This is a genomic window from Flavobacterium sp. UBA7682 (assembly GCF_002482945.1).
In the GTDB taxonomy this organism is placed as follows: Bacteria; Bacteroidota; Bacteroidia; order Flavobacteriales; family Flavobacteriaceae; genus Flavobacterium.
This window is the reverse complement of sequence record NZ_DLGY01000046.1, coordinates 1-19,478: the sequence shown is the minus strand read 5'-3', so window position 1 is coordinate 19,478 and position 19,478 is coordinate 1. Positions and strand designations below refer to the sequence as shown.

Below are 19,478 nucleotides of genomic sequence, written 5' to 3'. Positions count from 1 at the left end.
AACGCCTAAAACAACTACTTTGTTAAAAAATATTTGCTGAAAATTCATTTTGTGATTGTAACATTTTTTTTGATTTGAAGTCTTACAGACAATCATCAATCAAAAATCAATCAAAAATGAAATCTCTAAGCATTGCCTTGTGCTTACTTGTCACGGGCTCAATTTTCGCGCAAGAAACGCCGAAAACAGAAGAAAACAAATCTTCAGAAAAAACCAACGAGCTGAAAGAAGTTACCATTTACGGCAACAAAAAACAGCATCTCAAAGTCGAATCAGACAAAACTACCATCAACGTCAGAGATAATGCGATGTTGAACAGCGGCAGCAGTTTGGAAGCTGTTAAAAAAATTCCCGGTGTAATTACTTCGCCTACCGGAACCATTACATTAAACAGCAAAGGTGTCACCATTTATATTGATGGCGCACCAAGTTCTTTAAGCGGAACCGATTTGCAAAACTATTTGTCAACTTTACCAGCCAATGCTATCGAAAAAGTAGAATTAATCTACAATCCCGGCGCTTCTTTTGATGCGGATGCCAGTGGCTCGATCATCAATATTGTAACGAGTACCAAACGGAAAAAAGGGTTGAATGCGAGTTTCAACATCAATTACAACTTCAACAAATACCAAAAACCAAGTCCGCAGATTTTATTGAACGGAAAAGTAAAAGATTTGAGCTGGCAAACCATGTTAGGGTACAATTACATTGACAGTGAAAGCAACAATAGAAACGATCAAACTTTCACTTCTTTTTCTCCTGAGGAAAATTTATACCAAAAGAATTTGGCGAAATTTACCAATCGTAATTTATATTTCAGAACCGGAACCAATTACAAGTTGAATGAAAAATCGAATTTATTATTCAACTACAATTTGAATTTAGGAAACGATAGAATTGTCAATGAATCATCAACAACCGGAACCGGAATTGATTTCTCTAACAATGGCCATTCGAAAATGAAAAATAGTGTAAACGAGTTGAGTTTGCAATACAGAACTAAATTAGACACTTTAGGCAGAACGTTTGACATCACGGCTTACAGCAACTTTTTCAATCGCAATCCAAACACAATCTCAACCGGTCAAAACAATGGAGAATCGACTTTCTTCAATGGAAAAATCGACTTTAATTTGGCCAATTATTATTTGAAATACGACTTTAACATTCCGTTTAATAAATTCAATTTCTCTATCAATACCGGTGGAAAATTCAATTACATCAAAGTAGAGGACAAAGGAATTTACAATTTGAATACGGCTTCCAATTCGGTAGTAGATTTTGATTATGACGAAACCAATTTGGCTTTTTATGTCGAAGCCAGAAAGAAAATCAAGAAGTTCAATTTTACTGCCGGTCTTCGTTTTGAAGACTACAAAGTTGACAGAATAGCGATCCAAGAAGGCGATGAAACCAAGGTGAATTTCAAAAACACCAACTTTTTCCCGAATGTCAGCGCGATGTATGAAATCAATGAAAACATGAATTTGTCGGCTTCTTATTCAAAGAAAATCCAACAAGCGGATTACAATGTTTTGGATCCGAATAACTTTGCCAACTTTGACCAATACAACACTTCGCAAGGAAATCCTTTTTTGGATCCAACGTTTTTTGACAACTTTGAGTTGAAACTTAATGCGTTTCAGTTTGTGAGTTTAGGCGGAAACTACACTATTGCCAAAGACATCAACCGTTTTATTATTAATGCCGAACCCGGAGAATTGGTCAGCAATCAAACCTTTCAACAATTTGACAAGACCAAAACCTTGAGTTTCTTTGCTTCATTCCCGGTTCCGTTGGATTATTTCTTTAAAAGCAAAGAAGAGTTCAAAAAACGCATGAACAATATGGACAATATGAATTATATTTTCTTTAATGTCAATTACATCAAAGCCACTACCGAAGGTTATGACTTTTCGTTTAAAAACAAACCTATTTGGAACTATTCGGCGCAAGCACAATTTATTTTACCTTGGGGAATCAAAAATTCGATGTCGTATTTTATTTTGCCAAAAGGCACCTGGGAAATCTATCAAATTACCAAACCGATTCAGCAGTTTGACATTTCATTCAATAAAGAATTCATGAACAAAAACTTAAAAATCGGATTGCATTGTTTTGATGTTTTCAATACTAATGAAATTAATGCTTTGGTTTCTTCGACCAATTTGGAAACTAAGTTTTACCAAAAACCGGATACAAGAACATTCAGAATTTCGTTAACCTATAACTTTGGCGACTTGAGTCTGAAAAAAGAAAATACTGAAATCAACATCGAGAAAAACCAATCCGGTGGCGGATTCATGAAATAAGAAAAGTATAAACAAAAAATCCCTCTGTTGAGGGATTTTTTTTGAGTTGGTAAAGCCCCATTTTTCAACTGATACCGATGCAATTTTTAATTTCCGTACAGGAATCATGTAAAAGATGTACGGGAATTGTACAAAAGATGTACAGGAATTAAACAAAATCTGTACGGAAATGAAAAAAGTCAACGGTAAGAAATAAAAAAAGGGAACTAATGAGTTCCCTTTTGCACTTGTAGCATCCTGATTTAAGACGCTATTTCTAAACGTTTTAATAAGTTTTTAGTCAACGCATCGTGTGTATAATCTAAGTCGATGTGAAGTTCTTTTTCATCAGAACTTGGCAAATCATACATCGCATCAGTAAGTATCGCTTCGCATAACGAACGCAATCCACGAGCGCCGAGTTTGTATTCTAACGCTTTTTCTACAATATAATCTAAAGCTTCATTGGAAATGGTAAATTTCACATCGTCCATTGCGAATAACTTTTCGTATTGCTTAATCAAGGCATTTTTAGGTTCGGTTAGAATCGCTCTCAAAGTGGCCTTGTCTAAAGGATCCATATGGGTTAGCACCGGCAAACGACCAATGATTTCAGGAATCAAACCAAAATCTTTGATGTCTTTAGGAATGATATATTGCAACAAATTGTCTTTGTCAATGCCGTCTGCATTTTTTGATGTATTGTAACCTACGGCTTGGCGATTCAATCGTTTAGAAATGATTCTTTCGATGCCGTCAAAAGCACCACCGGCGATAAATAAAATATCTTTGGTATTGACTTCAACGAATTTTTGGTCGGGATGTTTTCTACCACCTTTTGGCGGAACATTCACCATAGTTCCTTCTAACAATTTCAGTAAAGCTTGTTGCACACCTTCACCTGAAACATCACGCGTAATTGATGGATTGTCACTTTTACGGGCAATCTTATCAATTTCGTCAATGAAGACGATGCCTCTTTCGGCTTTGGGTACATCGTAATCTGCAGCTTGTAACAGACGTGTCAAAATACTTTCCACATCTTCACCTACATAACCGGCTTCTGTCAATACTGTTGCATCAACAATGGCCAAAGGAACGTCCAACATTCTGGCGATGGTTTTTGCCACCAATGTTTTTCCGGTTCCGGTTTGGCCCACCATAATGATATTGGACTTTTCTATCTCAACATCTTCTTCGTGTTGGAGCTGCATCAATCTTTTGTAGTGATTGTATACGGCTACCGACATTACTTTTTTGGTTTGGTCTTGCCCGATTACATATTGGTCAAGGAATGCGCGAATTTCTTTCGGCTTTTTCAAAACCAAATCGACTGAGGGTTTTATACCGCCGGAGCCTTTTAATTCTTCTAAAACTATTCCGTGTGCCTGCTCAATACATCGATCACAAACATGCGCATTTATTCCGGCTATCAATAAATTGGTTTCCGGTTTTTTTCGTCCACAAAAGGAACATTCTAAAACTTGTTTTGCCATTCTTTTAGTCTAAAGTCTAATGCCATAAAGTCTAAAGTCGTTTGACCTTGGACTTTTGACTTTCGACACATTTATCTTCTTAACACTTCATCAATCATTCCGTATTCTTTCGCTTCATCGGCAATCATCCAGTAATCGCGTTCAGAATCTTTGTGTACTTTTTCGAAAGTTTGCCCTGAATGCTGTGAGATGATTTGGTACAATTCGTCTTTCAGTTTCAACATTTCTTTTAAGTTGATTTCCATATCGGTTGCCACACCTTGTGCGCCACCTGATGGTTGGTGAATCATTACTCTTGAGTGTGGTAATGCCGAACGTTTTCCTGCTGCTCCGGCACACAATAAAACCGCACCCATAGACGCTGCCATTCCGGTACAGATGGTGGCTACATCAGGTCTGATGTATTGCATCGTATCGTAAATTCCTAAACCGGCATAAACGCTTCCGCCTGGTGAGTTGATATAGATTTGGATGTCTTTTGAAGCGTCAACACTTTCTAAGAACAGCAATTGTGCTTGGATGATATTGGCCATATAATCGTCAACTCCGGTGCCCATGAAGATGATTCTGTCCATCATCAAACGCGAGAATACGTCGAGTTGTGAAATATTTAATTGACGTTCTTCAATAATATAAGGCGTCATGCTACTCACGATTTTATCGTAATACATACTGTTTACGCCGTGTTTTTTAGTAGCAAATTTTTTGAATTCCTTTCCGTAGTTCATTTTAAATTTGAGTTATGGTTCTTAATACTGTTTGGTTAGTCAAACTTTATGCCTTTTTATAAAGATGACATTGTGTCTGAAAAGGTTACTTTAGCCCAGATTGGAACGGCATCCTTTTTATTGTTTTACAAACAATAAAAAGATACAGTGGAAAGCTGGAAAAAGCTCCTAATAAATAAAAAAAGCGCCAAATTACTTTGACGCTCAAATATAGTAAAATATATTATTAGTGTTTTAATTCACCATACATTGCTTTGATGAACTCATCGTAGCTTACTTCTTTAGACTTGGCTTTTACTTTGTCTTTGAATAAGTTTAGCATTTTTTCGTTCATTACTTGCTCTGACAAACGACGAACTTCGTCTTGGTTTGACATTACGCGTGCCACTATTCCTTGAACATCTTCGTCAGACGGATCCATTTGACCGAATTGTGCCATTTGTTTTTTGATGATTTCGGTTGTATAGGTTTTTAAGTCTTCGAAAGTGATTTGCAAACCATTTTCGTTGATGATTTTACCTTCGATTAATTGGTAACGCAAACCGTTTTCTGATTTTGCGTATTCTGCTTCTGCTTCTTCAGCGCTTAGCGGATTTTCGCCTGCTGATTGGATCCATTTTTTTAGGAAACCGGCCGGTAAATCAAATTTAGTATTGGCGATTAATGACTCGGTCACATCGTTTAAGAATTTTTGGTCGGCTTGTTGCGTGAATTGCTTTTCGGCGTCTTCTTTGATTTTGGCTTTCAATTCGGCTACAGAAGTGACCACTTTTGGCCCAAATAATTTATCAAATAATTCTTGGTCTAAAACAGCCGGTTCGTGCGTGGTTACTTCGTCGATGGTGAAAGTCACTTCAATATCTAAACCGTGAACATCATCGTGTCCTACGGCTAAGAAATCCATCAATTTGTGATCGTCATCGAATAAACCTTTGGTTTTTAAAGTCACTACATCACCTACTTTTTTACCGATAAGAGCTTTTGCTGTTTTCTTATCCGCGAAAACGTCTAAAGATAAAGTCGTTCTGTTGTTGATGCCTTTGTCGGAGTTGGCAAAAATACCAGAAACATCGTTTCCTTCTTCAACGGTATCTTTGGCGATTAGTTTTCCGTATTGTTTTTGGATACGGGCCACTTGGTCGTTTAACATTTTATCGTCGGCAATGATTTTGTATTGAACCACATCGTTTTTGGCACTTAAATCCACTGTAAATTCCGGCGCTAAACCTAATTCGAATTCGAATTTATAATCTTCCACATCCCAATTGAAATCTTCGGTTACTTTTGGTAACGGATTGCCCAGAATGTCTAATTTTTCTTCTACTAAATATTTGTTGAGATTGTCTTGCAACAATTTGTTTACTTCTTCTAACAAAATAGCTTTACCGTATTGTTTTTGGATTAAACTCATCGGCACTGCTCCTTTTCTGAATCCGGGAATAGCAGCATTTTTTCTGTAATCTGCTAAAACTTTCTCTACTTTTTCTGCGTAATCCGATTTTGATACTTCAACAGTAACTACAGCATTTAATGCGTCTACATTATTTCTTGTGATGTTCATTTCTTGTGTTTTTTACATACTAAAATTGGGTTGCAAAATTATAACATTTCTACAACCCTACCAAGTTTTTATTTTATTGATTTTTACCCGGTTATTTTGCCTCACCAGTGATTTGGTAAACCAACGATTGGGAAAGCGATAAGATGATACTGAAGAGCATCGCAGTCCAAAAAGAACTGACCTCAAATCCGTCGACAAAATGGTCGCAAAGCAAGATTATAATGGCATTGATGACCAATAAAAACAATCCAAGCGTAAAAAAAGTGACCGGTAAAGTCAAAAGCACCAATATAGGTTTTACAAAAAAGTTGAGTAAGGCCAAAACAATAGCCACGGTTAGCGCTGTGGTAAATTGGTCAACGATTACACCTTTCATCAGATAAGCGATAGCCATTACTAAAAGCGCAGAGATTAATATTCTAAGGAGTAGTTTCATGGGTTTTCTATTTTATTACATCAAATATGCAAATAAATTTCAATTTACAATGAACAATAATGCCCTTTTTTGTCCTCTAAATTTTAATCACTTTATCACAATATTCATTTTTATTCCTTGAAAAAAAACAATTTTGTGATGCAAAAGTTAAATTTTTGTAAATAAAAAAAATATATTCCTATATTTGTTCAAATTAACTTTTTAATAAAATCAAATATGAAAAAATTATTACTTTCTTTTTTATTTATCGGTAGTTTAGGGGCAAATGCTCAAACTGTTCTTTTTGAAGACAACTTCGACTCTTACACTAATTTTGCAAAAGCTAATGTTGGTAACTGGACATTAACAGATGTAGATTTAAGAAACACTTATGGTTTTGGAGGAGGAACAACTTTTACCAATTCAGGAACTCCAATGGCATATATTGTATTTAACTCAACTGCGGTTACTATTACAGGCGGAACAGGTTTAACTCCAACTGCTACAAGTAACTGGACTGCTCGTTCCGGACAAAAATCTATGGCTTGTTTTGCTGCTGTTCCAGGTGCAGGTATTACAAATAATGATGACTGGTTGATTTCACCTCAAATCACTTTAGCTTCTGCTGAAAACACACTATCATTTTGGGCTAAATCTTGCGATGCAGAATACGCTGCTGAAGAGTTTCAAGTTTTTGTTTCTACAGGAACGACAGCTGTTGCAGATTTCGATGCTATAGGAGCAGTAGAGACAACTCTTTTTGGTGTTTACAATGAATACACTTATGATTTGAGTGCTTATGACGGACAAGCAGTTTATATAGCTATTCGTTGTACTTCTCCAGATCAATTTGGATTTATGATTGATGATTTTTCAGTTACTACAACTGCATTAGGAGTTAACGAATCTGTAGCAAACAAGTTTAGCACATATCCAAACCCAGCAAACAATACTGTTAACATTTCAAACAACTACAATATTCTTTTAACTGATGTAAATATTACTGATATCAACGGAAGAACAGTTAAATCATTTAAAGTAAACAATCTTTCTCAAGTTGAAATGAATGTTTCTGATTTAAATTCAGGAGTTTACTTTATGAACATCAATACCGATTCAGGTAAAGTTGTTAAGAAATTTATCAAAAGCTAATTATCAAAAATAGTTTTACAAAAGCCCTTTCAATTGAAAGGGCTTTTTTTATTTTAAAAACCTTGAGGTTTCCTCAAAAAACTGCTTGGGATTCTCGGCATGAAGCCAATGTCCAACATTGGGAATCGTTACTAACTTAAAATTAGGGAAGTGTTTTTGAATGTCGACTACATCGCTATCTAAAATGTATTTGGAGTTTCCTCCGCGAATAAACATCGTTGGTTTGTCAAAATGATTTTCATTAGGCAAAGCCCCGCCTATAGTTTCTATTTTAGCATTAAAAACAGGTAAATTGAATCGGAAAGCCAATTGTCCCGGCTCTATCCAATAGAGGTTTTTCATTAAAAATTGACGGGTGCCAAAATCGGGGATAAACGGATATAAGGTTTCTTCAACCATTGTTCTATCAGGTTTGGAAGCAAAATCAACCGCGTTTAATCCGGCTAAAATATCTTGATGATGTGGCGGGTAATATTTAGGACCTATATCCGCAACGATTAATTTTTCAACCATTTCCGGATAGGTAGTGGCAAAAAGCATCGCTACTTTTCCACCCATAGAATGACCAATAATAGAGACGTTGGATAAATTATAATGTTGGCAATAGCGCAAAATATCATTTGCCATAATCGTATAATTGAACTCATCGGAATGAAAACTTTTACCGTGATTGCGCAAATCGAGCAGGTGAACCTGAAACCCTTCAGCAGCATACAGCGAACCAAATGATTTCCAGTTGTCACTCATTCCTAAAAAACCATGAATTATCAGAAGTGGTTTTCCTTCGCCTTCAATTCTTGAATGTAACATCTATTTTAACTTTTGTAAATACATATTCACCACATTATCCAACCCAAGATATAAGGCTTCTGAAATTAGAGCGTGACCAATAGAAACCTCTAATAATCCCGGGATGTTATCTTTGAAAAACTTGATGTTATCCAAACTTAAATCATGTCCGGCATTGATGCCTAAGCCTAATTCATTGGCTAAAACGGCTGCATTTACATACGGTTCAATTCCGGCTTTGTTGCCCAAACCATATTGGTGCGCAAATTCCTCGGTGTATAATTCGATTCGGTCGGTTCCGGTTTTTTTGGCACCTTCAATCATACTCAAAATCGGGTCTACAAAAATGGAAGTTCGAATACCATTGCGTTTAAATTCCGCAATGACTTCGGTCAAATAATCTTGAAATTTAACCGTATCCCAACCGGCAGAAGAGGTAATCGCTCCAATCGTGTCGGGAACCAATGTTACTTGTTCGGGTTTGCATTCGAGAACCAAATCGATAAAATTGTGTTGCGGATTGCCTTCAATATTGAATTCAGTATAGACAATTGGTTTTAAATCGCGTGCGTCTTGGTATCGAATGTGCCTTTCATCCGGTCTGGGATGAATGGTAATTCCTTGCGCTCCGAATCGCTGAATGTCTTTAGCTACTTGCAATAAATCTGGTACGTTTCCACCGCGAGCATTTCGCAAAGTGGCTATTTTATTGATGTTTACGCTTAATTTTGTCATGCTTTATTTTTTATCCACGAATTCGAAAAACTATTTTTCTTTAAACCTAAACATTTTCAAATTCGCGGTAAATTAATTTTTAGACAAAAATACAAAGTTAACCAAGTCGGCATGTCCCAAAATTTGATTATTTTGCAGTCGCTAAAGAAAAGAATACATGAGAGAACTTTCAGAATACATCAATAACGATTTTAAACCTTTTTCGAGCCAAGAAACAGTTGCTGATCTTCAGGATTTTTTTGCTGATAGTACCTTTTCTCATTTTCCGGTTTTAGACAATGGAATTTATTTAGGTTGTATATCTTCTGTTGATGCTGAAACTTTTGAAACACAAAAAAGGTTAGCCGATTATCGTTATGCTTTAGAAGGTTTTTTTGTTAGAAACGCTATGATTTGGTTAGACGTTTTAGAAGTTTTTGCTCGAAACAATGCTAATTTGGTTCCGATTTTAGATGAAACCAATAAATATGTTGGCTATTACGAAATCACAGATGTCATCAAATTTTTAAATGAAACCCCTTTCTTAAAAGAATCCGGCGGTATTATTGTAGTTGAAAAAACAACTAATGATTATTCGATGAGTCAGATTGCCCAAATTGTAGAAAGCAATAATGGGAAGCTTTTAGGTCTTTTTGTTTCGGAAGCCAATGCGGAAAAAGTGCAAGTGACGGTTAAAATTACTTTGGGAGGAATGAATGAAATCATCCAAACGTTTCGTCGTTACAATTACGAAATCATTTCGGAACACCAAGAAGACAACTATTTGAATAATTTGAAAGAGCGTTCGGAATACTTGGATAAATATTTAAATATGTAAAATCAATGTGACAATTTGAAAATTGTTACATTACTACATTAACCAATTGATACATTAAAAATGAAAGTTGCCATCTTCGGACAATATTATCAAAACGACACGCGACCGATCATCAAGGATATTTTTGTTTTTTTCAACAGAAACAATGTTGAATTGGTCATTGAAGAAAAGTTTTTGAAAATACTTTATGAAGAAAAGATAGTCGAAAGACCATACAAGACTTTCTCCAGTCATTCCGATTTAGACAATAGTTTTGATATTCTAATCAGTATTGGTGGTGACGGAACCATTTTGAGAGCGGCTACTTTTGTTCGTGATTCCGGCATTCCTATTTTGGGCGTCAATGCCGGAAGATTAGGGTTTTTAGCCAAAGTGCAGAAAGAAAATATTGGTGCATTTCTGCAAATCGTATTAGAAAAAAAATACACCATATCCGAAAGATCATTACTTACGATTGAATGCTCTCCGAACAATTCGGAAATCGATATTAATTTTGCCATGAACGAAGTCGCTGTAAGCCGAAAAGACACCACTTCGATGATTACAATTGAAACTTTCTTGAATGGCGAACACTTGAATTCTTATTGGGCTGATGGTTTAATTATTGCGACACCAACCGGATCAACCGGTTACTCTTTGAGTTGCGGCGGACCGATTTTGACTCCAGAAGTAAAAGGATTGGTAATCACTCCTATTGCACCACACAATCTCAATGCCCGACCATTAGTGATTCCGGACAACACCGAAATCACCCTGAAAGTTTCGGGTCGAGAAGAACAATATCTGGTTTCTTTGGATTCGAGAATCACTTCGGTGGATAACCATTCGATTATTAAAATTAAGAAAACACCATTCAATATTAATATGGTGGAAATTCCGGAAGAAACGTTTTTCAAGACACTTCGCACCAAATTACTTTGGGGTGAAGACAAGAGAAATTAGAAAAAATTTACCTCATTGTATACTACAATTCTAAAAAAAACGTTTTAGAATAGAACCTTGCTAACATTAGTAATTATCAGCACTTTATTTTATTTGGCAGAAATCCGAAATTCATGCTATATAAGTACTGAGAATTATTATATTTGCACGCTATTTTCAATTTGATGAAAAAGATTTTAGTATTATTTTTTTGTTTGGTTTTCCAAAATATTTTGACGGCACAAATCAATGAGATTGGTGTTTTCTTAGGCGGAAGTAACTTTATTGGAGATGTGGGTAAAACCAATTACATTGCTCCAAATAAATTGGCTATCGGAATTTTATATAAATGGAATAAAAGCCCAAGGCATTCGTATAGGTTTTCCTATACACAGTCAACTATTTCAGGAAATGATTTAGACTCGGAAGTTCCCGGAAGGAATTTAAGAGGCTACAAATTTAAAAATAATATCAAAGAGCTTTCTGCCGGTATGGAATTCAATTTTTTTGATTTCAATTTGCACGAAACTTTGAAAAAGAAAATAACGCCTTATGTCTACACCGGTCTTACTTATTTCGCATATGATGAATTGTATGTGATTAATGGGCAAACCAAAAAAGACTATACTGAAAGCACTTTTGCTATTCCAATGATTGTTGGCGTCAAAAGCAATATTTTTGACCATATAGTTTTAGGCTTTGAGGTTGGCGCTAGGTATACTTTTACCGATAATTTGGACGGAAGTTTACCTAAGAATGAAAATTTAGCGCCATTGAAATTTGGCAATATAAACAGCAAAGACTGGTATGTATTCACCGGGTTTACATTAACGTATACCTTTACAGAAAAACCATGTTATTGCGCAGAATAAAGAATGGATTTACTAGATAAAATAAACAAAGACAATTTACCCAAGCACCTTGCCATCATTATGGACGGGAATGGTCGTTGGGCGAAACAAAAAGGTTTATTAAGAGCATTTGGCCATGAAAACGGAACCAAATCTGTTCGAGTTACCGTAGAAACTTGCGCCAAACTAGGCATTGACAATCTAACACTTTACGCATTTTCTACAGAAAATTGGAACCGCCCAAAACTGGAAGTAGATACCTTAATGAAATTGCTGATTTCTTCCCTTAAGAAAGAGTTTGAAACCCTTCAAAAAAACAACATTAAATTAAACTGTATCGGGAACATAGATTTGCTTCCTGCCTCAGCCAAGAAAGAACTTTTAGCTGTCATTGAAAAGACGAAAAACAATACCCGAATGACCTTAACATTAGCCTTAAGCTATGGTTCTAGAGAGGAATTGTTAAATGCTGTTAAAATAATCAGTGATAAAGTTAAAAATAATATAATTTCGATAGACACTATTGATGAATCAATTATTAATCAGCATCTTTACACGCACAATCTGCCTGACGTAGATTTGGTAATTAGAACTAGTGGTGAACACAGGATCAGTAATTTTCTGCTTTGGCAAATCGCTTATGCAGAATTTTATTTTACAGACGTACTGTGGCCCGATTTTAAAGAAAACGATTTATATGAAGCGATCATTAGCTATCAAAAAAGAGAACGAAGATTTGGAAAAACAAGTGAACAAATTAAATAAAATTTCAGTGCAGATTACACCCTCAAGAATATTTCTAATTATCTTATTTTTTGGAAGTATTTTTAAATTACAAGCCCAAGATAGACTCCCTTTTGAACAAGGAAAAAAATATTTTTTAGCAAACGTTAAGGTAAATGGCAAGATTAGTTACAATGAGCAAACAGTAGTTACTTTTTCCGGCTTGGAAAAAGGACAACAACTGACGGTTCCCGGAGAAGAAATTAGTAATGCTATTAAGAAATTAGGGAAGCTTGGACTATTCAGCGACATTGATTTTTTTGTAAATAAAACCGAAGGCGACAGTATTTGGCTTGACCTTGATATTGCGGAGTTACCAAAACTAAGTGATGTAAAAATTCAAGGGATAAAAAAATCAAAAACGGAAGTTTTAATCAAAGAAAACAGTTTAACAAAAGGTAAAATTGTTAATGAAAACTTGATTACCACAACCAAAAATTACATCGAAAACAAATACAAGAAAGACGGTTACTATAAAACCAAAGTCTTTATAACCACTACACCTGATACTACTGAAGGCAATCAGGTGAAGATGTTGGTAAATATTGACAAAGGAGACAAATTGAAAATCTCCAAAATTAGTTTTGATGGCAACGAAAAATTCTCAGACAAGAAACTGAGAAAAGCCATGAAAAACACCAAACAAATCAATCCAATCCGAATTTTCAAATCTTCAAAGTTTATCAAGGAGAAATACCAAGAAGATTTAACTTCCATCGTTGAAAAATACAAAGAAAAAGGATATAGAGATGCAAGAGTAATCAAAGATTCGGTGTTTTTGAATGCCAAAAAATCTAAATTAGCCATCAATATAAAAGTAGAAGAAGGAAGAAAATACTACTTCGGTAATATTAAATTCCTAGGAAACTCGGTTTATTCAGACCAATTATTAGAAAGAGTAGTAGGCATCAAAAAAGGAGAAACTTATAACGGCGTTTTATTAGAAAAACGAATCGCTGACAAAACAAAACCAGATGGAGATGACATTACCAACTTGTATCAAAACAATGGTTACTTGTTCTCAAACATCAACGCTGTTGAAGTAAAAACTGCCAATGACACTATCGATTTTGAAATAAGAATAATGGAAGGTCCAATTGCTTATTTCAACAATATTACGGTAGTTGGAAATGACAAAACCAATGACAGAGTAGTTTACAGAGAGCTTAAAACCCGACCTGGAGAAAAATACAGTAAAGAAGATTTGGTTAGAACCATTCGTGAGATTGGTCAATTAGGTTTCTTTGACCCTGAAGCCATTGACCCAAAATTCAAAAACGTAGATCCGGCTGCAGGAACTGTAGACATTGAATATAACGTAGTTGAAAAAGGCTCAAGTCAAATTGAACTACAAGGTGGTTATGGCGGTGGCGGATTTATTGGAACTTTAGGTTTGTCTTTCAACAATTTCTCGGCCAGAAATATGTTTAAAAAAGAAGCATATAAACCTTTGCCAATGGGTGACGGTCAAAAAGTAGCTTTGCGTTTACAAGCCAGTTCATTCTTCCAAACGTATAGTTTGTCGTTCTCTGAACCTTGGTTAGGCGGAAAAAAACCAATTCAATTTTCTACCTCATTGTCACATAGTAAACAATTCTTATACTCTGGACGTTCTACGAATGTTGACCGAACTAAGAGTTTTAACATTACCTCCTTATCGGTTGGTTATGCCAAAAGATTAACCGTGCCGGATGATTATTTTGTATTCTCCAACTCTGTGAGTTTCCAATATTATGATTTGAATAATTACAACACCGGCTTATTTACTTTTGGTGATGGTGCCTCTCGTAACTTAGCCTTCACGCTTGGATTAAGCAGAAATAACAAAGGGGTAAATCCGATTTATCCAACTTCAGGTTCTGAATTTAGCTTCTCAGCCAAGTTCACTTTACCATACTCGTTGCTAAACGGAATAGATTATGCTGATCTTGAAAATCAAGAAGCGTATAAACTCAAAAATAAAGGAGAAGGTTATTTCGATGCTAATGACAATTGGGTTGCTCCGGGTGCGCTTGTTGATGGTGTAAACGGAAATGTAGTAACAAACCTTGAAGATGCAGCAGTTGACCAAGGTAAAGTAGACCAAGAAAAATTCAAATGGTTAGAATACTATAAATTAAAATTCAAAGCCGACTGGTACACCAGATTAGCCGGTTCTCAGTCAAAAGCTTTAGTATTAAGAGCTTTAGGTGAGTTTGGTTATTTAGGTGCTTACAATAGCGGACGTGGACTAGTTCCGTTTGAAAGATTCTTCCTTGGTGGAGACGGTTTGGCTAACTTTTCTTTGGACGGTCGTGAAGTAATTCAGTTAAGAGGTTATCCTAACCAATCATTGTCTGATCAAGATGGCGCGACAGTGTACAACAAATTCTCATTAGAATTAAGATATCCGTTAACATTAAAAGCCGCTGCATCGATTTATGCATTAACATTCTTAGAAGCTGGTTCGTCTTATAACACATTTAAAGAGTACAACCCATTCGTATTGCAACGTTCTGCCGGATTCGGTATTAGAATTTTTATGCCGGCGTTTGGTTTATTAGGAATAGATTTTGCTCACGGTTTCGATGCTGTTCCTGGTTTTGCTCAAAAGAATGGTTGGGAAACACATTTTATAATTGGTCAACAATTTTAATTATATTTGATACATTATTTCTAAATTATAATCGTATGAAAAAATATTTTGCAATATCAATATTACTTTTGTCTTTTGTTTTTGAAGCCAGTGCTCAGACAAGAGGCGTGAAAATTGGCTACATAGACATGGAATATATTCTGCAAAATGTTCCCGATTATGCGGAAGCCAATAACCAATTAGAGCAAAAAGCTCAAAAATGGAAGCAGGATATTGAAGCCAAAAAAGTAGAAATTGCAAAGTTAAAAGATGCTCTAAAAACCGAAAAAGCACTATTGACTAAAGAGCTAATCGACGAGCGTGAAGAAGAAATCAAATTTCAGGAAGATGAACTTTTAGATTTCCAACAAAAGAGATTTGGACCTAATGGCGACTTGATGACTCAAAAAGCCGTTTTGGTTAAACCAATACAAGATCAAGTATTCAATGCGGTACAAGACATCGCAGAACTTAAAAAATACGACTTTATCTTTGACAAATCTTCTGATTTAACTATGTTATTTTCAGCCAAAAGACACGACATTAGCGACCAAGTTGTTAGGGCCATTACTCGTGCCGAAAGAAGAGAACAATTGTCTAATAAAGAACTCAAAGAACAAGAGAAAAAAGAATACCAAGAAGATGTAGAAGATGAAAATCCAGCCTTGGCCGCCAGAAAAAAAGCTTTAGATGACAAGAAAGCAGCCAGAGATAAAATAATGGAAGACAGAAAACTAGCTGCTGAAGCCAAGAAAAAAGAGCAAGACGATAAAAGAAAAGCAGCCCTTGAAGCCAGAGAAGCCAAAAAAAATGGCACGGTTCCTGCTAACGATAAAACAACAGGTGACAAAACAGCACCTGAAACCAATAAAACAACCTCAGACTCAACAACCGTTGACCCAAATTCAAAAGAAGCGAAAGCGGCAGCAAGAGCAAAAATAATTGAGGACAGAAAAAAAGCTCTAGAAGACAAAAAGAAAAAAGCATTAGCCGATAGAGAAGCAGCTAAAAAAGCTAAAGAAGAAAAAACCGGGGAACCGAAAAAAGAAGAATAAACAATAATAATTAATTAATACCTTTAAAAATGAAACGATTGAAATCATTACTAATAGCTACTGTATTGTTTTTAGGAACAAGTTATACCATCAATGCTCAAGCTAAAACTGCACACGTAGATGTAAATGAAATTATTTCTAAAATGCCGGCGATGTTAGATGCTCAAAAGCAATTGGAAAAATTGAGCGCCACTTATGATGCGGAATACAAAACAATGGCAGAAGAATATCAAAATAAGATAAAAAAATATGACCAAGAAGCTTCTACTGTTGGAGATGCTGTTAACGCAACTCGTCAAACTGAAGTACAAGACTTAGTAAAACGTATCACGGATTACAGAGATAACGCTCAAAAAGAATTACAAAAGAAAGAAGCGGATTTAGTTAAACCTTTAATGGATAAAATTAAAGCTTCTATCACTAAAATTGGTAAAGCTAAAGGATACCAATACGTTTTAAACGTAGCCGATTTACTTTTAGCTGACGGTCCGGATTTAACGGCTGATATCAAAAAAGATTTAGGTTTCTAAAATCAAAAATATATACTTAAAAAACTGCTCACCTGAAGTTTCGGGATTGAGCAGTTTTTTTTTACTTTTGTTTCTATGACAAATAATAATCCCATAGGTCTTTTTGATTCCGGTGTAGGCGGCACTTCTATTTGGAGAGAAATTCATGATTTGCTCCCGTACGAAGACACCATTTATCTCGCCGATAGTAAAAATGCCCCTTACGGCCAAAAGTCTAAAGAAGAAATTATCGAATTAAGCATTAAAAACACCGAGTATCTTCTCAATCAAAACAGTAAAATCATAGTCGTTGCTTGCAATACAGCAACCACCAACGCCATCAAAGAATTGCGTGCCAAATATGACGTTCCTTTTATCGGAATTGAGCCGGCCATCAAACCGGCAGCCTTAAATTCTGAAAAACATGTCATCGGAATTTTGGCCACAAAAGGCACTTTAAATAGCGAACTCTTCCACCAAACCGTTGAGAAATACCAAGACACCAAAATCATTGAACAAATTGGGCTGGGTTTAGTAACATTAATCGAAAACGGAGAAATCAATTCACCCGAAATGAACCGTCTATTGCACGCCTATCTGGAACCCATGATTGAAGCCAATATCGATTATCTGGTGCTCGGTTGCAGTCATTATCCTTACTTGATTCCGCAAATCAAAAAAATACTCCCTAATCACATTAAAATCATCGACTCGGGTGAAGCTGTCGCACGTCAAACAAAGAAATTACTGGCTGAAAGTGTTGGCTTAAGCAATAACACCAAAAAAGGAAAAACGCTTTTTTACACCAACGCCAATCCAAAGGTCTTGAATGACATTCTCAATAATAAATACGAAGTAAAAAGTAAAGATTTTTAGGAGCACGACATTGGGTTTTCTTTGAACCGTTGTCCCGCTATGCGCTACAATCTTTTGTTTTGTCACGCGCTTCGGGAGTCGAAGCCCTATTACAAAACAAAAGGATTTCCACTGCTATCGGGGCTAGCTAAACATTTAGTTTTCTTAGAAAAAATACCTGACTGCCTCCGAAAGTCCACGTTTTAATTTCAACTTTCCTTAAACCAGCTCGAATACATCACATAGTTATTCGAAATACGTTCAATTTCTCCGGCAAAATCCGATTGGTCAATGTCTTTTACTTTTTTCGCAGGAACACCGGCATATATTGTCCCCGATTCAACCACTGTGTTTTGAGTAACTACAGCACCGGCAGCAATAATCGAATTGCTTTCTACCACACAATTATCCATAATTATCGAACCCATTCCAATCAATACATTGTCGTGAATTTTACAACCGTGTACAATTGCATTATGACCGATAGAAACATTGTTTCCTATTTCGGTTGGATGTTTTTGATAAGTACAGTGGATAATCGCACCATCTTGGATATTGACCTTATTCCCTATTTTAATATAATGAACATCGCCTCTGATAACTGCATTAAACCATACGCTACAAGAACTGCCCAATACAACATCGCCTACGATAGTCGCATTTTCCGCTACATAACAATCGCTTGGAATTTGGGGATGTTTCCCATTTACTGACTTTATTACCATAAAAAAAATAGTCCCGAGAATCTCGGGACTTATATTTAAATTAGTTAATCGCTGGACAATTACAGTGGTATTTCTCCGGAGAACAGAATAAGTTAATCCCTAAAGTAATTTGGTGAAAACCTCCGGTATCAAAATTTACGTTTCCTAACAAATGTGAATACGTATAAGAGAACACATAATTTTTAAAGTTCACCCCTAAAATAGGTGTTATGTATTGCATTTTTTGATCAGAAACGGCATTTCCTTCTACAAACTGTGCCCCATCAAGACTTCTTCTATAAGAGATTCCACCCCATAATCTTCCGAACTCTAATTCTTTATAGGCTTTGATATTCAAATCAACTGTTTTCTCTTGGGTTTGGGTAACCAATTGGAACATAAATGATGGCTCCCAAAGAATACCTTCTTCCTCTCCAAAAGTATAACCTGAATTCAAAATAAATCTTCTTAAATTAACCGGTTCTCTATCTGAATATAACTTTCTATCACTTGCCAAAGCATTTTTTACGGTAGCGTGTACATAAAAATCTAGGAAGTTATAAGAAGCTCCAATATCAACATTAAAATAAGAGGCTCTTTGAATTGAATTAAAGATTATTGGATCATACGATGGATCATTAGTATAAAAAGTACTTTGATCTAAACTACTTTGAACAAAACCGGCACTCATACCAAATGAAAGTTGGTTTAAGTCAACCTTATCACGAGAAAATAACAAATGATGCGCATAGGTCAGTTTCATTCCGGTTTGAGAGTGGTATCCATTCTTGTCATTAAAAACAATAATACCTCCGCCCGATCTTTCTCCCAGCGAACCGTTAAAACTTAACGTTTGTAAGGCCGGAGCATCTTCTTGTCCAAACCATTGCTGTCTTGCCGTTAGTCTAAGCTTAGCACAATTTGCAGCGCCTGCCATAGAAGGATGTAACAGATAATAATTGTCTGATAAATAATCAGAATAAACAGGTAATCCTTCTTGAGAATTTGAAAGCTGAGATACAAAAAGTATAGCTAGTAGACAAAGTTTTCTAAAATTCATTTTAATTTATCTTTTTAATGAGAAATGGGCTTTAAATTGTTTCGTTGTGTTTTGCTCCGGATAATCTACCGTAAACCAGTAATCTGTTGAAGGTAAAGGTTGTCCGTTGTAGGTTCCATCCCATCCATCTCCTGCCGAACTG

General features: G+C 35.7%; 19 protein-coding genes. 10 read left to right on the top strand and 9 right to left on the bottom strand.

Annotated elements, in window-relative coordinates; genetic code table 11:
• The first annotated feature begins 116 nt into the window (after positions 1-116).
• Entirely contained in the window at positions 117-2,312 is a 2,196-nt protein-coding gene (locus B3C16_RS13835; RefSeq protein ID WP_291132692.1) for a TonB-dependent receptor domain-containing protein, read from the top strand.
• A 242-nt stretch (positions 2,313-2,554) separates the two neighbouring features.
• Here B3C16_RS13835 and clpX read toward each other — a convergent pair whose 3' ends face one another.
• From clpX to B3C16_RS13815, 4 genes are all read right to left on the bottom strand, one after another.
• The gene (clpX, locus tag B3C16_RS13830; protein ID WP_121311885.1) at positions 2,555-3,787 is read right to left on the bottom strand and encodes an ATP-dependent Clp protease ATP-binding subunit ClpX; all 1,233 of its coding nucleotides are present in this window, start codon (positions 3,785-3,787) and stop codon (positions 2,555-2,557) included.
• Between the two features lie 71 nt (positions 3,788-3,858).
• Positions 3,859-4,515: an ATP-dependent Clp endopeptidase proteolytic subunit ClpP gene (gene clpP / locus B3C16_RS13825; protein WP_291132690.1), complete on the bottom strand. Its 657-nt coding sequence runs from the start codon at positions 4,513-4,515 to the stop codon at positions 3,859-3,861.
• A gap of 226 nt (positions 4,516-4,741) precedes the next feature.
• Positions 4,742-6,076 carry a trigger factor gene (tig, locus tag B3C16_RS13820; protein ID WP_291132688.1) on the bottom strand — a complete coding sequence of 445 codons (1,335 nt, stop codon included), beginning with the start codon at positions 6,074-6,076 and terminating at the stop codon, positions 4,742-4,744.
• A gap of 91 nt (positions 6,077-6,167) precedes the next feature.
• Positions 6,168-6,512: a phage holin family protein gene (locus B3C16_RS13815; protein ID WP_121311888.1), complete on the bottom strand. Its 345-nt coding sequence runs from the start codon at positions 6,510-6,512 to the stop codon at positions 6,168-6,170.
• A gap of 216 nt (positions 6,513-6,728) precedes the next feature.
• Between B3C16_RS13815 and B3C16_RS13810 the strand changes: the two genes are divergently transcribed.
• Positions 6,729-7,643, top strand: coding sequence for a T9SS-dependent choice-of-anchor J family protein (locus tag B3C16_RS13810; protein WP_291132686.1), 915 nt, complete (start codon positions 6,729-6,731; stop codon positions 7,641-7,643).
• A gap of 48 nt (positions 7,644-7,691) precedes the next feature.
• Here B3C16_RS13810 and B3C16_RS13805 read toward each other — a convergent pair whose 3' ends face one another.
• Both B3C16_RS13805 and B3C16_RS13800 read right to left on the bottom strand, forming a co-directional pair.
• Positions 7,692-8,453, bottom strand: coding sequence for an alpha/beta fold hydrolase (locus B3C16_RS13805; RefSeq protein WP_291132684.1), 762 nt, complete (start codon positions 8,451-8,453; stop codon positions 7,692-7,694).
• Positions 8,454-9,167, bottom strand: a complete 714-nt coding sequence (locus B3C16_RS13800) for a pyridoxine 5'-phosphate synthase (RefSeq protein WP_291132682.1) — start codon at positions 9,165-9,167, stop codon at positions 8,454-8,456.
• Between the two features lie 157 nt (positions 9,168-9,324).
• On the opposite strand from B3C16_RS13800, the gene B3C16_RS13795 reads away from it, so the two are divergent.
• The 8 genes from B3C16_RS13795 (at position 9,325) to murI (ending at position 17,593) form a co-directional block, all read left to right on the top strand.
• Positions 9,325-9,984 (top strand): CBS domain-containing protein, encoded by a 660-nt coding sequence (locus B3C16_RS13795; protein WP_291132680.1) that lies wholly within the window; start codon positions 9,325-9,327, stop codon positions 9,982-9,984.
• Positions 9,985-10,044: 60 nt separating this feature from the next.
• Positions 10,045-10,926, top strand: coding sequence for an NAD kinase (locus B3C16_RS13790; protein ID WP_121311893.1), 882 nt, complete (start codon positions 10,045-10,047; stop codon positions 10,924-10,926).
• Positions 10,927-11,090: 164 nt separating this feature from the next.
• A complete protein-coding gene (locus tag B3C16_RS13785) occupies positions 11,091-11,777 on the top strand; it encodes a DUF6089 family protein (protein ID WP_121311894.1) in 687 nt (228 codons plus the stop codon).
• Positions 11,778-11,780: 3 nt separating this feature from the next.
• The gene (locus tag B3C16_RS13780) at positions 11,781-12,521 is read left to right on the top strand and encodes an isoprenyl transferase (protein ID WP_121311895.1); all 741 of its coding nucleotides are present in this window, start codon (positions 11,781-11,783) and stop codon (positions 12,519-12,521) included.
• The gene (locus B3C16_RS13775) at positions 12,454-15,174 is read left to right on the top strand and encodes a BamA/OMP85 family outer membrane protein (RefSeq protein ID WP_291132676.1); all 2,721 of its coding nucleotides are present in this window, start codon (positions 12,454-12,456) and stop codon (positions 15,172-15,174) included. The genes B3C16_RS13780 and B3C16_RS13775 overlap by 68 nt, the downstream gene beginning before the upstream one ends.
• A gap of 35 nt (positions 15,175-15,209) precedes the next feature.
• On the top strand, positions 15,210-16,208 hold the full coding sequence (locus B3C16_RS13770; RefSeq protein WP_291132674.1) for an OmpH family outer membrane protein: 999 nt from the start codon (positions 15,210-15,212) through the stop codon (positions 16,206-16,208).
• Between the two features lie 29 nt (positions 16,209-16,237).
• Positions 16,238-16,738: an OmpH family outer membrane protein gene (locus tag B3C16_RS13765; RefSeq protein ID WP_121311898.1), complete on the top strand. Its 501-nt coding sequence runs from the start codon at positions 16,238-16,240 to the stop codon at positions 16,736-16,738.
• A gap of 75 nt (positions 16,739-16,813) precedes the next feature.
• Complete coding sequence (gene murI, locus B3C16_RS13760; RefSeq protein ID WP_291132672.1) at positions 16,814-17,593, top strand: glutamate racemase; 780 nt, start codon at positions 16,814-16,816, stop codon at positions 17,591-17,593.
• 188 nt (positions 17,594-17,781) lie between these two features.
• Here murI and B3C16_RS13755 read toward each other — a convergent pair whose 3' ends face one another.
• From B3C16_RS13755 to B3C16_RS13745, 3 genes are all read right to left on the bottom strand, one after another.
• Entirely contained in the window at positions 17,782-18,297 is a 516-nt protein-coding gene (locus B3C16_RS13755) for a gamma carbonic anhydrase family protein (protein WP_121311900.1), read from the bottom strand.
• A gap of 40 nt (positions 18,298-18,337) precedes the next feature.
• The gene (locus B3C16_RS13750; RefSeq protein WP_121311901.1) at positions 18,338-19,336 is read right to left on the bottom strand and encodes a PorP/SprF family type IX secretion system membrane protein; all 999 of its coding nucleotides are present in this window, start codon (positions 19,334-19,336) and stop codon (positions 18,338-18,340) included.
• Between the two features lie 6 nt (positions 19,337-19,342).
• Positions 19,343-19,478, bottom strand: a 136-nt coding sequence (locus B3C16_RS13745; RefSeq protein WP_291132942.1) for a T9SS type B sorting domain-containing protein, incomplete at its 5' end; no start/stop codon positions are given.

What these genes read in the sequence shown, in the direction of transcription:
- B3C16_RS13790 (WP_121311893.1), top strand. Translation starts at nt 10,045, where the DNA reads ATGAAAGTTGCCATCTTCGGACAATATTATCAAAACGACACGCGACCG.
- B3C16_RS13770 (WP_291132674.1), top strand. Translation starts at nt 15,210, where the DNA reads ATGAAAAAATATTTTGCAATATCAATATTACTTTTGTCTTTTGTTTTT.
- B3C16_RS13815 (WP_121311888.1), bottom strand. Translation starts at nt 6,512, where the DNA reads ATGAAACTACTCCTTAGAATATTAATCTCTGCGCTTTTAGTAATGGCT.
- tig (WP_291132688.1), bottom strand. Translation starts at nt 6,076, where the DNA reads ATGAACATCACAAGAAATAATGTAGACGCATTAAATGCTGTAGTTACT.
- B3C16_RS13755 (WP_121311900.1), bottom strand. Translation starts at nt 18,297, where the DNA reads ATGGTAATAAAGTCAGTAAATGGGAAACATCCCCAAATTCCAAGCGAT.
- B3C16_RS13795 (WP_291132680.1), top strand. Translation starts at nt 9,325, where the DNA reads ATGAGAGAACTTTCAGAATACATCAATAACGATTTTAAACCTTTTTCG.
- clpP (WP_291132690.1), bottom strand. Translation starts at nt 4,515, where the DNA reads ATGAACTACGGAAAGGAATTCAAAAAATTTGCTACTAAAAAACACGGC.
- murI (WP_291132672.1), top strand. Translation starts at nt 16,814, where the DNA reads ATGACAAATAATAATCCCATAGGTCTTTTTGATTCCGGTGTAGGCGGC.
- B3C16_RS13835 (WP_291132692.1), top strand. Translation starts at nt 117, where the DNA reads ATGAAATCTCTAAGCATTGCCTTGTGCTTACTTGTCACGGGCTCAATT.
- clpX (WP_121311885.1), bottom strand. Translation starts at nt 3,787, where the DNA reads ATGGCAAAACAAGTTTTAGAATGTTCCTTTTGTGGACGAAAAAAACCG.
- B3C16_RS13805 (WP_291132684.1), bottom strand. Translation starts at nt 8,453, where the DNA reads ATGTTACATTCAAGAATTGAAGGCGAAGGAAAACCACTTCTGATAATT.
- B3C16_RS13800 (WP_291132682.1), bottom strand. Translation starts at nt 9,167, where the DNA reads ATGACAAAATTAAGCGTAAACATCAATAAAATAGCCACTTTGCGAAAT.
- B3C16_RS13785 (WP_121311894.1), top strand. Translation starts at nt 11,091, where the DNA reads ATGAAAAAGATTTTAGTATTATTTTTTTGTTTGGTTTTCCAAAATATT.
- B3C16_RS13750 (WP_121311901.1), bottom strand. Translation starts at nt 19,336, where the DNA reads ATGAATTTTAGAAAACTTTGTCTACTAGCTATACTTTTTGTATCTCAG.
- B3C16_RS13810 (WP_291132686.1), top strand. Translation starts at nt 6,729, where the DNA reads ATGAAAAAATTATTACTTTCTTTTTTATTTATCGGTAGTTTAGGGGCA.
- B3C16_RS13780 (WP_121311895.1), top strand. Translation starts at nt 11,781, where the DNA reads ATGGATTTACTAGATAAAATAAACAAAGACAATTTACCCAAGCACCTT.
- B3C16_RS13775 (WP_291132676.1), top strand. Translation starts at nt 12,454, where the DNA reads ATGAAGCGATCATTAGCTATCAAAAAAGAGAACGAAGATTTGGAAAAA.
- B3C16_RS13765 (WP_121311898.1), top strand. Translation starts at nt 16,238, where the DNA reads ATGAAACGATTGAAATCATTACTAATAGCTACTGTATTGTTTTTAGGA.